Annotated in this window: 14 protein-coding genes; 9 read left to right on the forward strand and 5 right to left on the reverse strand. The window is 40.8% G+C overall.

Annotated elements, in window-relative coordinates:
• Positions 1–198 precede the first annotated feature (198 nt).
• Positions 199–1,062, reverse strand: a complete 864-nt coding sequence (locus IEY42_RS09565; RefSeq protein ID WP_188925029.1) for a substrate-binding periplasmic protein — start codon at positions 1,060–1,062, stop codon at positions 199–201.
• A 390-nt stretch (positions 1,063–1,452) separates the two neighbouring features.
• Between IEY42_RS09565 and aroG the strand changes: the two genes are divergently transcribed.
• A complete protein-coding gene (aroG, locus tag IEY42_RS09570; protein WP_188925030.1) occupies positions 1,453–2,508 on the forward strand; it encodes a 3-deoxy-7-phosphoheptulonate synthase AroG in 1,056 nt (351 codons plus the stop codon).
• A gap of 38 nt (positions 2,509–2,546) precedes the next feature.
• Here the strand turns inward: aroG and IEY42_RS09575 are convergent, their stop codons facing one another.
• Positions 2,547–2,723 carry a hypothetical protein gene (locus IEY42_RS09575; protein WP_188918088.1) on the reverse strand — a complete coding sequence of 59 codons (177 nt, stop codon included), beginning with the start codon at positions 2,721–2,723 and terminating at the stop codon, positions 2,547–2,549.
• Positions 2,724–3,084: 361 nt separating this feature from the next.
• On the opposite strand from IEY42_RS09575, the gene IEY42_RS09580 reads away from it, so the two are divergent.
• Both IEY42_RS09580 and IEY42_RS09585 read left to right on the forward strand, forming a co-directional pair.
• Entirely contained in the window at positions 3,085–4,875 is a 1,791-nt protein-coding gene (locus tag IEY42_RS09580; RefSeq protein ID WP_188925031.1) for an ABCB family ABC transporter ATP-binding protein/permease, read from the forward strand.
• 297 nt (positions 4,876–5,172) lie between these two features.
• Positions 5,173–5,391: a hypothetical protein gene (locus tag IEY42_RS09585; RefSeq protein WP_188925032.1), complete on the forward strand. Its 219-nt coding sequence runs from the start codon at positions 5,173–5,175 to the stop codon at positions 5,389–5,391.
• Between the two features lie 209 nt (positions 5,392–5,600).
• Here IEY42_RS09585 and IEY42_RS09590 read toward each other — a convergent pair whose 3' ends face one another.
• Complete coding sequence (locus tag IEY42_RS09590; RefSeq protein WP_188925033.1) at positions 5,601–5,795, reverse strand: hypothetical protein; 195 nt, start codon at positions 5,793–5,795, stop codon at positions 5,601–5,603.
• Between the two features lie 156 nt (positions 5,796–5,951).
• A complete protein-coding gene (locus IEY42_RS09595; protein ID WP_188925034.1) occupies positions 5,952–7,439 on the reverse strand; it encodes an FMN-binding glutamate synthase family protein in 1,488 nt (495 codons plus the stop codon).
• A gap of 195 nt (positions 7,440–7,634) precedes the next feature.
• On the opposite strand from IEY42_RS09595, the gene IEY42_RS09600 reads away from it, so the two are divergent.
• From IEY42_RS09600 to IEY42_RS09625, 6 genes are all read left to right on the forward strand, one after another.
• Positions 7,635–8,234 carry a DUF5610 domain-containing protein gene (locus IEY42_RS09600; RefSeq protein ID WP_188925035.1) on the forward strand — a complete coding sequence of 200 codons (600 nt, stop codon included), beginning with the start codon at positions 7,635–7,637 and terminating at the stop codon, positions 8,232–8,234.
• A 133-nt stretch (positions 8,235–8,367) separates the two neighbouring features.
• On the forward strand, positions 8,368–9,117 hold the full coding sequence (locus IEY42_RS09605; RefSeq protein WP_188925036.1) for a ferredoxin--NADP reductase: 750 nt from the start codon (positions 8,368–8,370) through the stop codon (positions 9,115–9,117).
• A 188-nt stretch (positions 9,118–9,305) separates the two neighbouring features.
• Entirely contained in the window at positions 9,306–10,313 is a 1,008-nt protein-coding gene (locus IEY42_RS09610; protein ID WP_188925037.1) for an extracellular solute-binding protein, read from the forward strand.
• Positions 10,314–10,385: 72 nt separating this feature from the next.
• Positions 10,386–12,017: an ABC transporter permease gene (locus IEY42_RS09615; protein WP_188925038.1), complete on the forward strand. Its 1,632-nt coding sequence runs from the start codon at positions 10,386–10,388 to the stop codon at positions 12,015–12,017.
• Position 12,018: 1 nt separating this feature from the next.
• The gene (locus IEY42_RS09620; RefSeq protein WP_188925039.1) at positions 12,019–13,053 is read left to right on the forward strand and encodes an ABC transporter ATP-binding protein; all 1,035 of its coding nucleotides are present in this window, start codon (positions 12,019–12,021) and stop codon (positions 13,051–13,053) included.
• A gap of 197 nt (positions 13,054–13,250) precedes the next feature.
• The gene (locus tag IEY42_RS09625; protein WP_188925040.1) at positions 13,251–14,189 is read left to right on the forward strand and encodes a Dyp-type peroxidase; all 939 of its coding nucleotides are present in this window, start codon (positions 13,251–13,253) and stop codon (positions 14,187–14,189) included.
• Between the two features lie 111 nt (positions 14,190–14,300).
• Here the strand turns inward: IEY42_RS09625 and argR are convergent, their stop codons facing one another.
• On the reverse strand, positions 14,301–14,771 hold the full coding sequence (gene argR / locus IEY42_RS09630; protein WP_188918066.1) for a transcriptional regulator ArgR: 471 nt from the start codon (positions 14,769–14,771) through the stop codon (positions 14,301–14,303).
• Positions 14,772–14,803 lie beyond the last annotated feature (32 nt).

Raw genomic sequence — 14,803 nt, forward strand, 5'->3', positions numbered from 1 at the left:
ACTGGCTTAAGCATGCTCTATGTGTAAGTACACAATCGGTGGCTTTTTTACGTTGAGTATAATGTGTACGCTAATTATCCTTACCTAGCTCCCAAACTATAAACCTGATGTGTGACGCTTGATTAACATGACAAACAGACACTTACATTACTGCAGAAAGGGTATTCCCTTGAGTAATTGTTGTGTTTAGGCGAGGTGTTATTTGGTTAAGCGGTTGGCTTGTTGCGCAGGCTGATAGCTGTTTTGTTCAGCTAAACTGAGAATTTCTTGATACTGGTATGATTGCTTTAGGGTAGTTATGGCATTGTCTAACACTGCTGCAGTGTCTTTGTTGTGACAGGCAATCTTTCTTTCGGCTGGCGCAAATAAGGCTACTTCGGTCACCGCTAAGCTAGTGTCAAGTTTATGTCTTAGCTGGTGACGGTAATACTCAAAAATACGTCGCTCGAGTACAACAGATTGAATATGGCCATTAAATAGCATCACAACCTGGCTTTTTTGATTTGATATTTCACTGTAAAGTGGGTTTTGTTTTGTAATCTCACTAAAGGCTTCACCAAGGTATTTTTCTGCATTTTGAAACCCTAAAATCGAAATGGGTTTAAGATCTTCAATTGTATTAATATTCAACTTGTTTTTGCTTAGGTAAAACACGCTATTTTGATATTCAATTAAACTTTGAGTGTAAAACATTCCCTCAATATGATCTGGCGTATTAATCATGCAATCTATTCTCTTGGTATCGACCAGGCGTTGAGCACGCAGGTTCGGTGCGTGCACAAGGTCAGTCATAGAGATACCACTAAGCTCAAGTGCGGTGACTAATAAATCATATTGTACGCCTTGAGGTTTATTAGCAAAAAAATACGGTGCAATACTATTGCTGGTAGAAAAGCTGATTTGGGTGATATCGGGCAGTAAGGCTTGCTGTATGGTTTGGACGTGATGTTCGACTAAGATGTGAGGCAATTCAGACGGATCGCTAACGATGTCATCTGCCGTAGCGGTTAGACAGTTAAATAAGTTAAGCGTAACTAGCAAAAAAATGATGCAGTATTTCAAACGTTAAACTTCCTATTGTGTTGTCCTTGTCTATTATCGTCGATGTTAGTCAGGTAAATAATGGTTGTTTGTAAAGGTCATGCCTACGTTTGAAATGGTGCAAAAATTTGTTCATTATTTAGTACGAAACACATTATTGTTAACATCAGTATGGTCCATCAAATGTCTTGCATCAAGTTCACTTTTACTTTAGGTGATATCCTTCCATTTAATATCGGCATAGTTGAGTAATACTTGATTGATTTGTCGGTTGATACTGGTTAAATTGAACTTTCGCGTTCATTTTCCTGATGTACTCTACTCATTTTTATATCACTTTTATGAATTAACCCATTTCTTTCAATCTATTGAATAAGAGATATTATAGATTTTGCCGGAGTTGTAACCATTATGTATTATCAAAACGACGATATTCGTATCGATGAAATAAAAGAATTGCTACCACCTATTGCGATTCTTGAGCGATTTCCGGCTAGCGAAAATGCATCTGCGACCGTATATAACGCGCGTAATAACATCCATAATATTTTAGCGGGTAAAGATGACCGTTTATTAGTGATTATCGGTCCTTGTTCAATTCATGACCCTGTTGCTGCATTAGAGTATGGTGAGCGTTTAAGCGTTTTACGTGAGCAATATAAAGACCAGCTTGAAATTGTTATGCGTGTCTATTTTGAAAAGCCGCGGACAACGGTGGGTTGGAAAGGCCTAATTAACGACCCTTACATGGACAATAGCTATAAATTAAATGATGGTTTACGAACTGCACGTAAATTATTGGTCGATTTAAATGAGTGCGGCATGCCAACGGCGGGTGAGTTTTTAGATATGATCACACCCCAATATGTTGCCGATATGATGTGCTGGGGCGCCATTGGTGCGCGTACAACAGAATCTCAGGTGCATCGTGAACTGTCATCAGGACTTTCTTGCCCAGTCGGTTTTAAAAATGGCACTGATGGCACCATTAAAGTGGCGATTGATGCGATTGGTGCGGCTAATGCTCCACATCATTTTCTGTCGGTCACTAAGTTTGGTCATTCAGCGATTGTGTCAACCAAAGGTAATCCAGATTGCCATATCATTTTACGCGGTGGCCGTGAACCAAATTACAGTGCCGCACATGTTGAAGAGATTTCAGCGCAACTGAAAAAGTCAGGCCTTGCAGATAACATTATGATTGATTTTAGCCATGCTAATAGCAGCAAGGACTATAAAAAACAGATGTTAGTGGCCAAAGACGTTGCCGAACAAATTTCAGCAGGCAACCAAGCCATTTTTGGTGTGATGGTTGAAAGTCATTTGGCTGAAGGTCGTCAAGACCTAGTTGATGGTGTTGAATTATGTTACGGTCAAAGTATCACCGATGCCTGTATTGGCTGGGGTGATACAGAACAATTACTGACCACGTTAAATCAAAGTGTGGTGAATCGTCGCCAAGGTTAATTGAGCCGACGGACAAAAAATAAGGCGCTAAATGCGCCTTATTTTTTTTCTTGCTGTACTAAATATTCGTTTGCTTTTGCTAAGCTGCCAAATGCAGATATGAGGTTGTTGCGGCCTTTGTCTTGTAATTCAGGGTTCCCTGATTCAATCATCATCCATACCCAAGTTTGTATTAGTTGTAATGGTGGGTATTGAACTTTCGTGCTATCCAACATAAAGCATCCTTTAAACGGGTAAATCTTTGTTTGTGAATTACCCAAACAATCGTTTATTTATTTCTGAAGAGTATCAAATAATATCTGTAGAAATAACTCTATTTGGGCTTAAAAAGCGAAAAATGACTAAAAAAAAATTAAAAGTAGTATTAAAGTGTGATGCAAGCCGTAAGCTTGTAAGTCTAAAGTTTTACACTTGTTAAGCCTTAATAATAAAAATATTGAGATAATTCAGGGGTTTTTACAGTAGATTGTGACGTAAGTCTGATAAGAAAATGCTTTATAATAAGACAATACTGATAAACCTCATGATCGAACTTGATCACATTGCCACGTTAAGCGGCCTAACATTGGAGTAACAATGAGACCTTCTGCGTATTTTGAAGGCCCAATAGGGAAACTGAATTGGCATGTTTTACGATTATTGTGGCCTTATTTAATTGAGTTTAAAGGGCGAGTGTTATTGGCTATGTTGTGTTTAGTTATCGCTAAATTAGCCAGCGTCGGCTTACCCTTTATTTTAAAAGATCTCGTTGATACCTTAGACACCTTAAGTGTTGAACAAGCTCTCGCAGTGCCATTTGGGCTGGTGATTGCTTATGGTGCAATACGCTTTCTCAATGTCATCATCGGTGAAGTACGCGACACGTTATTTGGCCGTGTAACTGAACGTGCAATTCGCCGTCTTGGTTTGGCCGTGTTTGAGCATTTGCATCGTTTAGATCTTGATTTTCATCTTGATCGCAGAACCGGCGGTTTGTCGCGAGATATTGAACGTGGCACTAGTGGCGTAAGCTTTTTAATGCGTTTTATGGTGTTTAATATTGTGCCGACGCTCCTTGAAATTACACTGGTTATTGGGATTTTCTTTTTTAACTACGGTATTCAATTTGCATTGATTACGCTTGTCTCAGTGGTTGCTTATATCGGTTATTCAATCAGAGCAACTGAATGGCGCACAGGGTATGTACGTGATGCGGCAAAAGCTGATTCATTAGCCAATACTCGGGCAATAGACAGCCTATTAAATTATGAAACCGTTAAATACTTTAATAACGAATCTTATGAGTCACTCCGTTACGATAACGCGTTGGCTCAGTGGGAAGTCGCTAAACGTAAAAACCGTTTGTCACTTCTAGCCCTTAATGGAGGGCAGGCGTTTATCATTGCTATCGCCATGACTGCGATGATGGCATTAGCCGCTCACCAAGTATCATTAGGCATGATGACCATTGGTGATTTTGTATTAATTAACGCCTTTATGATGCAGTTATTTATTCCGCTCAATTTTTTAGGTTTTGTCTACCGTGAAATTCGAGGTGCCTTGGCCAACATTGAACGCATGTTCGACATTATGGCGAACGTGCCACAAGTTGAAGATCAAGAAGGCGCTTCAACCATTCGCCCAACTATAGGAGCAATAAAGTTTAATAATGTCAGTTTTCAATATGATCAACGATCGATTTTAAAGCAGGTAAGTTTTGACGTTCCTGCAGGTAAAAAAATAGCCGTGGTGGGCGACAGCGGTGCTGGTAAATCGACCATCATTAAACTACTGTTTCGTTTTTATGATGTAAAAAGTGGCTCAATTACCATTGATGATATCGATATTCGAGATCTGACCCAATTAGCGTTACGCCAAGCGATTGCTGTGGTACCACAAGATACAGTGTTATTTAATGATTCGATTTATGAAAATATTCGTTATGGTCGTCCTGGTGCGACAGAAGATGAAATAAAACAAGCCACTCAACTGGCACATTTGAGTGACTTTATTAATTCTTTACCTGATAAAGGCAATACTAAAGTCGGTGAACGCGGACTCAAACTTTCGGGTGGTGAAAAACAACGAGTCGCTATTGCCCGTGCAGTGTTAAAAGGTGCGCCGATTTTAGTGTTCGATGAAGCTACATCTTCATTAGATTCTCGCTCTGAGCAAGCAATTTTAAGTGCTTTGCGCGACGCCGCAAAAGGCCATACAAGTTTGGTGGTTGCACATAGGTTATCGACCATTATCGATGCAGACCAAATTGTGGTACTCAGTAAAGGCTGTATTGTTGAGCATGGCACTCACAGTAGTTTATTGGCCCAACAAGGCTTATATGCACGCTTATGGCATATTCAGCATGAGCAGGGTGAGCCAATGAGCTAATGAGCTCCAACCTATTTAGTTCGTTTTTGATGTGTTTTATATGTTTATTGTTACAATTATAATGAATGATTATTTTGACCATCTACAATAAGGTCGCTAATCTATAGCGCTGCGAGCAGTTGAGTAGAACATGTACATTGATATGATATTTCTACTCAACATCTAGGCTTAAATCTCATCTAGTTGGTTGTCCCACCGCTTAAATCCAAGCTGAGGTTATTGTAGTTGTTTATTAAACATCTAATTTTAATCTTTTTATTAATCTTTAATGTACTAAATGATGTATGGAGGTGACTTATGAATAATATTGCGTTAATAGCGGCGTTAGAAGGCACCCGACATCAGGTAACGACAGATTGGTTAGCTATTATGGCTATGTTAAAACAGCGCAATATGTCTGATGATGCTATTGAAATTGTATATAATGATTTGTGTGCAGGGTTACGGGTTACAACTCGTGGACTAACGTTAGCCAAGGCTGTTGAAAAGCAACAGAATGAGAATATCGTAAAGTAAAAATACCGATGATATAAATGACTTTTTACATCGATTTTAATCCCCTACATGTACAACTCAGATACTGTTTCCTCTAAAATAACTCTAGAACGGTCCTACTTATTTAGGAATAGATATCAATAGCAATATGATGCAGTGGCTAAAAAATGATTGGATAAATGCTTTATGCTTATTAAACAGCAAGCAGAAACGAAAGTAGGTGTTTATGGTTATTTTTTGCGCCAACCAATACAGACCATTTTGATCAATGATTGTGGTGAGGTATCTGGGATTAAGCGCTTAATCTTACCGTGTTCAAAGCACACCATCTCACCTTCGATCTCAATCATGCGATCGCAGTTTTTACAGCTAGCACTTAAACTTTTTTCGTTAACAGGTATATTTTCCGCTGCTACTTTTAACATATGATCCTTGGCTTACAAGTGTTCCTAAATCACATCAACCATGGTTACTGTGATCAATATCAAGTTCTATTCTACACCTTATTGTTATTTTCAGCAAAGCCATGCTGTATAAAAAAAGAAATATCAGTACTACCTAATTAGTCTAGGTTAGTAGACTTATTGCATGTGTCGATAATGCTTATCAAGTGTTACTGCTATCCCTGCTGTTTGTACAATGCGAGCATGGTGACGGGTCAGATACCTTGGGTCTGTGACGCCACATGAATGCGCAATCATAGTTAAATCATAATGAAGAAAATGATTATAGTTAGCCACTCGGGCCGATTTGTCTTTTGGGTCTAGGCCTTGCTGCAAGCGAGTGTTGTGGGTCGTTATGCCTGTTGGGCAAGTATCTTTGTTGCACTGTAATGATTGAATACAACCTAACGCGAACATATTACCTCTGGCCGAAGCAATAAAATCTGCGCCAGTAGCTAATGCCCAAGCAACATAAGATGGCATGACTAACTTACCGGTTGCGATGATTTTGATTCGCTGTTTTAAGCCGCGCTCGTTTAATAGATCAACTAATAATGGCAAGCTTTGTCTTAATGGTAAGCCCACATTATCCATTAAAGCCTGTGGTGCAGCACCTGTTCCACCGTCTGAGCTGTCGAGGGTAAAAAAGTCTGGAGAAGAGTCGACACCACGTCGTTCTATTTCGTCACATAGATCGCTTACCCAGGTTATATCGCCTAATACAGCTTTAATGCCAGTGGGTTTGCCTGTGATATCGCGCACTTGGTTAATCATATCGAGGATGTCACTCACACCTTTAAATTCAGCATGACCATTCGGGCTTATGGAGTCCTGGCCGATAGGGATACCCCTAATGGTGGCAATTTCTTCAGTCACTTTAATCGCAGGTAAAATCCCACCTTTGCCGGGTTTTGCGCCTTGGCTTAATTTTATTTCGAACATTTTGACTTCAGGGTGTGCGGCTATATCAGTTAACTTTTGCGGGTCTAGATGTCCTTGTTCGTTGCGCACCCCGTATTTTGCTGTGCCGATTTGAAACACTAAATCACATTGCCCTTTCAAATGGTGTGGGCTCAGACCACCTTCTCCTGTATTTAACCAACAGCCTGCTTTCGCGGCGCCATGAGACAATGCCGTTATTGCAGGGCGAGATAATGCACCAAAGCTCATGGCAGAAATATGGCAAATTTTATCAGTGCTATAGGGTTGCTTGCAGTTGGTGCCCACGGTTACCGCAATAGGTTGATGTTGCTCATGATCACTAATAGGAAAGGCCGAGTTCATAAACATGACTGTGCCAGGTTTGTCTAAAACCTGGGTTGAGCCAAAAGCGATAGTGCGATCAACATTTTTGGCAGCACGATATACCCAGCTTCGCTCTGCACGGTTGAAAGGCAGCTCTTCGCGGTCTTGGGAGAAAAAATATTGTCTAAAAAACTCGCCTTGTTTTTCAAATAAATATCGAAAGCGGCCAATTACAGGGTAATTGTGGCGTACGGCCTGCTTAGTTTGCAATTTGTCAGCGATATACATGTAAACCACCGCGATAAGCAGTAGCCAAAACAGCACCAAAAATAAACCTGAGAACAAGTCTATTCCCCACATAAACCAATGTTGTTGTTCCATGCTGCAGTCCTTAATGATTGCGTATATTGATTACCATATTAGCCGCAATGAATTAGGGCAAGTTAAATTGATGATATTAATCAGTAGACTAAAGCAGCTTGCCACTACATAGCTTAAAAAGATCGCTACAGCACTTTAGAAATCGGTGTGTTGGTCGATAATTAAGCTATCGGTCATTGTATGTGAGCCAAGATTATGGATATTAAGTCAACTAATAGTGCCAGTGTAAACACGCAGAACAGTACTCAAAACACGGCCAATCAACAAGCAACAAAAACCAATGATACAGAGCCTAAATTGACTAACAATCAACTCAGTCGTCAAATGATGAATAACTCGATTTTAGCTGCCCAAGAAGAAGTGAGTATTGCTGCTGGCGATAAATCGATGGCGCTGCTTTATCGTGCAGCCATTGAAGCCATCAATGAGGAGCTTGCCCCCACCATGGGCGAGAATGCGGTACAAAAAAATGCTGAGGAGGGCATTGATTACTCGCCTGAAGCAACAGCCGACCGTATTGTGAGCTTTGCCACCAACTTTTTTTCGGTTCATCAGCAGCAAAATCAATCGATGGGTTTTGATGAGCTGGTCAGTAGCTTTATGGTTAAGATTGGTGATGCAATTGACCAAGGTTTTAAAGAAGCCAGTGATATTTTGTCAGGATTGAAAGTATTGCAAGGCGACATTGCCGACGGAGTAGACCAAACCTATGAATTGATACAGCAAAAACTGGCTCAGTTTGCACAAGACAGGTTAGATGCTAATGAGGTTAATACAGAAATCAAAGAGGCTTAGTCTTATGCAATAACATTGACGAGATCATGTAGAGGTTGCGATAAATATCATAAATAAACTTAGACTGTTAATTAAGCAAATATCTGTATAGATTGGTATTATTATTTATCGCCAATCTAAAAGGATACTCGCCATGTGGATTAACGGTACTGTACTCAAACGCATTGACTGGAATGACAAATTATTTTCTTTGCGTATTAAAGCTGATATTGAGCCCTTTATTGCCGGGCAATTTATTAAGTTGAGCCAAAAACGCGACGATAAGCGCGTAGCCCGAGCTTATTCACTTGTTAACCCGCCCGGCACTGATTATGTTGAAGTTCTTGCTGTGGCGGTAGAAGAGGGGCAACTCTCTCCCGATCTGCAAAGCCTAACCCCAGGTGACACAATCGAAATTACCCCTAAAGCTACCGGGTTTATGACCTTAGATGAGATCCCTCAAGGTGCTTTACAAGGTAAACATTTGTGGTTTTTAGCGACCGGAACCGCTGTTGGGCCGTTTATTTCTATGTTGGCAACCGAAGAACCTTGGCAACGGTTTGAAAAAGTAGTGCTGGTTTATGGTGTCAGGCTGGCTGAAGATTTAGCGTATCTTGATACCATTAAGCTGTTACAACAAAAATACCCCCAACAATTTATTTTTATCCCTATCGTAACCCGCGAAGCGTTTCCCGATGCGTTATCTTGTCGGATCCCTGATGGAATAAGCAGTGGTTTAATTGAGCAAAAAGCTGGTATTGGCATTAATGCAGAATATTCACAAGTGATGATTTGTGGTAACCCAGGGATGATTAGTGACGCGCAAACTGCGTTAATCGAAAAAGGACTCAATAAAAACTTACGCCGTGCCCCTGGACAAATTACCGTTGAAAAATATTGGTAACTTGCATTTTTAGCTAATTGAATTTTTTTAGAGGAGAGGGTGTTTACATTCTGTTGACTTAAAGTACGAAAAAATTAAACAGTGCTTGCTCAATATGTGACGTTTATCTATCATGTATGCAATTGATAACTATTATCACTTACATTTTGAAAGGCTTTTTTAAAGCTTGATCACAGGAGAGTGCCACAATGAAATTGCTCAATAACGTCGTATTGTTAGGATTAGCTGGTATGACATTTTCTGCCACAGCGGCAGATCCTCTGACCGTTTATTCTTATCGCCAAGCATTTTTAGTTGAGCCAATCCTAGAAAAATTTACAGAACAAACCGGCGTTGGCGTCAATGTGGTGTTTGCTAAAGACGGCATTGCAGAGCGTATAGCTCGTGAAGGTCGTTTATCCCCTGCAGATGTGGTTTTAACCTCTGATTTTTCGCGTTTAATGGAGTTAGTTGAAAAAGAGTTGGTTAGCCCAGTTAATAGTTCTGCTATTGATGAAAATATCCCCGCGCAATATCGCTCACCTAATCACGATTGGTTCGCATTAACTATGCGCGTGCGCAACGTATACTCTTCAAAAGAACGTACTGGCAAAATTGACATTGATTATCAAGATTTAGCGTCAGAGCAATACAAAGGCAAAATTTGTACCCGCAGTGGTAAACATCCTTATAATGTGGCCCTTGTTGCCTCAATGATTGCTCACGACGGTGAAGCTTCAACCAAAGCATGGCTTGAAGGTGTTAAAGCGAATTTAGCTCGTAAGCCACAAGGTAATGACCGCGCCCAAGTGTTAGCAATTAAAGAAGGCTTATGTGATATCGCCATTGGTAATAGCTACTATTACGGTAAAATGATGATGGATAAAAACCAAAAAAGCTGGGCTGAAGCGGTTTATATTAACTTTCCAAATCAACAAAACCGTGGCGCACATATCAACGTATCAGGTATGGCTTTAGCAAAACATTCACCTAACAAAGATAATGCGATCAAATTGATGGAGTTTTTAACTTCAAATGTTGCTCAAGGCATGTATGCTGAAGTGAATATGGAATATCCCGTAAAGGCGGATGTTGCGCCATCTGAACTGGTTGCATCGTGGGGCGACTTTAAAGCGGATTCACTGCCTATTTATAAATTAGCAGAAAATCATCAAGCAGCAATTAAGTTATTAGATGAAGTAAAATTTGATCTGTAATTAAGTGCGGTTTTTTCAGTATCAGCGCGTTGTTAAAAAATAATAACGCGCTGAATTAATTCGGTAGACTTTATGATCTTAGGGTTAACCAGAAGCTGGTCGCTTATTGGTTATTTGATTACTGCAGTATTATTGTTACCGCTACTTGCGCTTATTGTCCAGGCTACTCAACCAGACGAAGCGGTATTCACCCATCTGTTTGACACGGTATTGCCTACCTATATTTCCAATAGCTTACTGCTAATGTTACTTGTTGGATTTGGCTCACTCGTCATCGCTATACCTGCCGCTTGGTTTGTGGCTCGTTGTGAGTTTCCTGGACGACGTTATTTTCAATGGCTATTGTTATTACCTCTGGCCATGCCTGCTTATATTGTCGCTTATGTTTATACCGATATGCTCGACTATGCAGGCCCTGTGCAGCGCGCAATGCGGGCATGGTTTGAATGGCAAACACCTCATGATTATTACTTCCCCGCTATTCGCAGTATTGGTGGTGCCGCGGTTATGTTGTCGTTGGTATTGTTTCCTTATATTTACTTGTTGGCTCGCACTGCATTTATGGAACAATCGTCTCACTTTTTACACGCGTCTAGAGTGATGGGATGTGGGCCTTGGCGTAGCTTTTGGCGGTTAGCGTTACCCATGGCGCGTCCTGCTCTAGCGGTGGGGGTTGCACTAGTGGCAATGGAAACCGCCGCCGACTTTGCCACAGTAAGTTATTTTGCGGTGCCAACATTAACCACTGCTGTTTACGATACATGGCTAGGTTATGGCAGTTTAACCGCAGCAGCTAAACTGTCGGCAATTATGTTACTGGTGGTATTTAGCATGGTGGGCGTTGAGCGTTTTGCTCGGCGCAAACAGCAATTATTTCAAAAGCAGTCAAGATTAAATGAAGCCGATAGATACCATTTAGCGCCAGCCAAAGCATGGGCAGCATGGAGCTATTGTATGGGCCTATTGGTAGTATCATTTTTACTGCCTTTTGTTGTGTTGTGCGCATACGCTGTTGACTACTTTAGCGAAAGTTGGGATGACCGTTTTTGGCAGTACAGCATTAATAGTTTGTATATAGCGGCTATTGTGAGCTTTATCTGTGTGGCTTTTGCGGTGGTGTTAATGTTTGTTAGGCGCGTGAGCCCGCGCCCAAGCGATAAGCTTGCCTCACGCTTGAGCAGTACTGGCTATGCCTTACCCGGCACGGTATTAGCGATTGGTGTATTGGTTCCGTTGACCTATGCTGACTTTGCCATTAATGACTTAATGGCATGGTTTGGCGCCAAAGGCCCTGGACTGTTATTTACGGGTAGCGTATTTGCGTTAATTTTTGCATTTTGCGTGCGTTTTGTTGCGATTGCGATTGGCAGTCTAGAGAGCAGTTATAAGCGTATTTCCCCCTCGCTTGATATGGCGAGCATCACGTTAGGCCAATCACCTCGGCAATTATTGTGCAGTGTTCACCTTCCGTTATTACGTAAAGGCATGTTTGCGGGTGCATTATTAGTGTTTATAGAAAGCATGAAAGAATTACCTGCAGCATTGTTACTTCGCCCTATTGGGTTTGAAAACCTAGCCACGTATGTCTTTCAATTTGTCTCAGATGAGAAGTTAGAGCATGGGGCTTTAGCCGCAATTGTAATTGTGTTGGTTGGGCTAGTACCATTGATTTATTTGAACCGTTCGTTGGAGCAATCACGCTAATATGTCTACTTTATCTATTCATAATGTCACTAGTGATTACCAGGGGCGGGTGATATTAAAGCAGTTAGATTTAACCCTACAACAAGGCGAAATCGTTGCGTTATTGGGCCCCAGTGGCTGTGGCAAAACCACATTGTTAAAAGCGATAGCGGGGTTACAGGCCATCAGTGAAGGCAGCATTAGCATTAATGGTCAGGTGCTCAGTGGTAATGGGATTTTCGTTGCCAGTGAGCAACGAGGCGTGGGGATGATTTTTCAAGATTATGCCTTATTCCCTCATTTATCGGTTGCTGACAATATTTTATTTGGGGTAAAAGGCTTAAATAAGCTTGAGCGCCAAACAAGATTAGAAGACATGCTTGAACTGGTTAAATTAACCGGGCTTGGTGATCGTTATCCTCATGAGCTTTCTGGGGGGCAGCAGCAACGAGTCTCCATTGCGCGAGCTCTGGCATATGAACCAGAGCTCATGCTACTTGATGAGCCTTTTTCTAATATCGATGCACAGGTACGCCATGAGATGATGCTAGAAATCCGCGCAATTTTAAAACAACGTAATGTCAGTGCCGTGTTTGTTACTCACAGTAAAGACGAAGCTTTTGTATTTGCAGATCAATTAGCGTTATTTGAACAAGGCCGGATAGTGCAACATGGCGCTGCAGAAACCTTGTATTCAAATCCAAACAGTCAATACGTTGCCGACTTTTTAGGAACCACAAATTATCTCGATGTGACGGTAACCGCTGAAAAACAAGTTGATTCACCTCTAGGGACTGTCTTCAGCACGACAACTCTACCTCATACTATCGGTTCTAAAGGGAAGCTATTATTAAGACCGCAGCAAATCTTGCTACAAGCCAATGACAAAGGAAGCGCTGAAATTATCGAAAGGCGTTTTTTGGGCTCAGTTTGCCATTATCATGTTGTGCAAAATGGGGTGTTTTTAGAAATTAACAGCCCAATGATGAATTTTAGCATTGGACAGCGAGTGCAATTAGTTATTCCAGAGCATCAGTTAGTGGTGTTTAGTGAATAATGCTAAAGCTTATTAGTTTTTACTGATGAAAATTATCCAGCCAAAACAGTTATTGATTTAAATGTGAGAGTACATCAAGTAATTTGTTTGTATTTAAGCTAAAGTGTTTTGGCTTAATGATATCAAATCAAATATGATCAAATTGTTAAGTTATAAGCATTTAGGCCGACATAAAGTATTAAGGTGGATGAGTAAATATGGGTAACCAAGTTATGCCTCGTGAACAATTAGGGATTTGCGCTGAAGGTAATTTACACAGTGTGTATTTAATGTTTAACGCCATCGACGGCGTAGAAGAACAATTACGTCCTTCAATTGCCAATGTGGCGCAATACATTTATGAACTCACGGACCAATATGCCGACAGTGCTTTTAATGGCTTTGTAGGAATTGGCGCAAATTTTTGGGACACCTTTTATCCACAAGCTCGCCCTGCATTACTAAAACCGTTTCCCTCAATGAATGAAGGCAACCGCGATGCACCTGCAATGGAATACGACCTTTTTGTCCACATTCGTTGTGATCGTTATGATATTTTGCACCTAGTGGCTAACGAAATTAACCAAATGTTTGAAGATTTAGTCGAACTTGTTGATGAAGAGCGTGGTTTCCGTTTTATGGACAGCCGCGATTTAACCGGTTTTGTTGATGGCACCGAAAACCCTAAAGGTCGTCATCGCCAAGAAGTGGCATTAGTGGGTAATGAAGACGCAGAATTTACTTCAGGTAGTTATGTCCACGTACAAAAGTACAAGCATAATTTAAGTAAGTGGCATCGTTTACCCCTTAAAAAGCAAGAAGATATTTACGGGCGTACCAAGGTTGACGATATTGAATATGAATCGGAAGATAAGCCTCTAACCAGTCATACTAAGCGGGTTAATTTAAAAGATGATCAAGGTAAGTCGCTTGAAATTTTACGCCAAAGCATGCCTTATGGTTCGGTAAAAGAGCAGGGATTAGTGTTTATTTCTGTGTGTCGTACACCTGAGCATTTTGAGAAAATGTTACGCAGTATGGTGCATGGTGATGCTCACGGTAATCACGACCATTTAATGCTATTCACAAAAGCACTTACAGGCTCTTCATTCTTTGTACCATCACTTGATTTTTTAACTCAATTTGATGATGCTTAGCGCTTGATAAAAGAATAAAAAAAGCAATGCGATAGCATTGCTTTTTGTATTTTGGATAACGATCACGTTGCAAAATACAACGTTGAATATTTAGTCGCTTAAATCATATTTTTATTCGGTGTAATTAAACAGTGATTTAACGGTCTCAAGCGTGTCATCAATTGTTTTGATGCTGGCTGGGCAGATAAAGATAGTATCGTCACCTGCAATCGTACCTAAAATACCTTCTGGTTTACCTATTGAGTCGAGTAAACGGGCAATCAATTGTGCTGCTCCTGGGCTGGTGCGTACCACAATCATAGCTTGGTTATGATCTACGTCTAGCACGAGGTTTTTCAATGGGCTACCAGCAGTGGGCACCCCGAGTTCAGCTGGAAGGCAATATACCATCTCTTGTTTGGCATTGCGGGTACGAACCGCGCCAAATTTACTAAGCATGCGCGACACTTTAGATTGATTAATATTACCGAATCCTTCGGTTTGTAGCGCATTAACAATCTCGCTTTGGCTTCCAAAGCGCTCTTCTTTTAGAATCGCTTTAAAGGTTTTTACGAGCTCATCCTGATTTTTTGTCGCTGGCATAGTGAAAATTCATCTTATAGTTGTTATATAAA

Source organism: Shewanella algicola, assembly GCF_014648035.1.
Lineage (GTDB): Bacteria > Pseudomonadota > Gammaproteobacteria > Enterobacterales > Shewanellaceae > Shewanella > Shewanella algicola.